Annotated in this window: 1 protein-coding gene; it reads right to left on the bottom strand. The window is 53.7% G+C overall.

The genetic code is table 11. The features are described 5' to 3' along the window. Window positions 1-1,615 (bottom strand): condensation domain-containing protein (locus tag SJI03_RS28710; RefSeq protein WP_322429444.1); only part of this gene is annotated, 1,615 nt, incomplete at both ends.

The raw sequence follows: 1,615 nt of genomic DNA, 5'->3' as shown, positions 1-1,615 counted from the left end.
GCCATCAGGCTTGCTGTCCAAACAGGTTCATTGGTGCAAAGAAGGGCCGCGTCAAGTGCACGCTCAAAATTGATCATGACGTGCTGCAATGCTTCAGTGGAATAAAGTCCCGCGTCGGCACTAATACTCAAATTCAGCTGGCCCTGCCGTGGGTCATGCGTCCAGTGGCACAACAGACGATAATTTGTCACCTCGAAGGTATCCATGCCACTGATACCGTCGCCATTGACTCCGTCGTACACATGAAAATCTGTATAGTTGAACAACGCTGCGGATAAATCGACGCCGCTATCCCTTTGAAGTTGGGAGACCGGGTAATGTCGGTAATTCCATGCTTGCTGAAGTTGACTATCGACGGCGGAGATCAATACAGACCAGCTAGGTTGGTCGATATTCGTACAAATCGGTAGCGTTGACAAGAACAAGCCCAAGCTGCGATCGGCGCCGGCCACCTCAAGGCGGCCGTGGCCAGTGACACTGCTGGTGATCGATTCAGCTCCGTTAAGGAAGGCAAGCACCTTGAGGTAAACTGCCAGCAATACCGTCCTTGGCGCGACCCCGAGCCGTGCACACAGTTCGCGAAGCTGTTCACCGCGCGTCGAGAGATCAAGATGCGCGCTCTGCGCCGTCAAACGTTTGCCTGCCTCCCATGTCGGCATGGTGGCGGACGCTATCATTTCCCCCCAGAATGCCCGGGCCTTTGGATCGGCTAAGCTTGCAAGTTCTTGAGCGACATAATGCCGATACGGCGGCAGTGACGACCTTGCTATTTCTGGCAACAGACGCTGGACTTCCAGATAACGTTGGAACAACTCTGTATTAAAAGAGGAAACGCTCCAGCCGTCCAATATCGCGTGGTGGTGAATGAGCGTGTAATGGAAAACAGCATCCGACACGCAGTGCACATCGATACTCCACAACGGCGCCTTGCCATCGAAAACGGAAGTATTGTTAGTCTGACAATCATACCAAGTTGCAAACTTCGCTTCGCTTTCTGTCGCCTCTAGATGACGCCAATCATGCACTTGCAGTGGCAGCGGCGCATCGCGCAGCACCAGTTGCAATGGCCGGTAGCCGATGTCATAGTCGAAAACCGTCCGCAATATTTCATGGCGCGTCATCATCCCTGTCAACGCTTCCTGCAATGCTGCTTCTGACCATGGCCGTTCCAGCTTCACGCTGTCGATGATCAAATAGTCGCCATCTCGCTGGTTGTGGAAAACCATACCTTCCTGAAGCTGCGTCAAAGGATAGCCATCTTCGTACTTGGCCACGTCCACGAGCACTCGCTCCTCTGGCGTTAACAAACTGAACGGACCGGCATCGACCGCGAGGTGTGTCGTTGCAGTCGAGCGCGATGAAATCGCATTGGCCATCAATTCGATTGACTGATAAGCAAAAAGGTCGCGTACCGCCAGCGCGAACCCTTCCTGGCCACAGCGTGCAATCAGTCTTACAGCACGGATTGAATCACCACCCTGCGCAAAGAAGTTCGCTGTCACGGAGACCTGTTCCAGTTCAAGTATCTCAGCCCAAATTTCAGCGAGTTTTACTTCCACCTCCGTGCGCGGTGCGAGATATTCCACTTGAAAACGCTCGCGGGCGTCAGGCAGCG

The organism is Janthinobacterium sp. GMG1, assembly GCF_034427795.1.
Classification (GTDB): Bacteria; Pseudomonadota; Gammaproteobacteria; order Burkholderiales; family Burkholderiaceae_D; genus Janthinobacterium.
The sequence above is the reverse complement of the archived record's forward strand: the minus strand, read 5'-3'. Positions and strand labels throughout refer to the sequence as shown.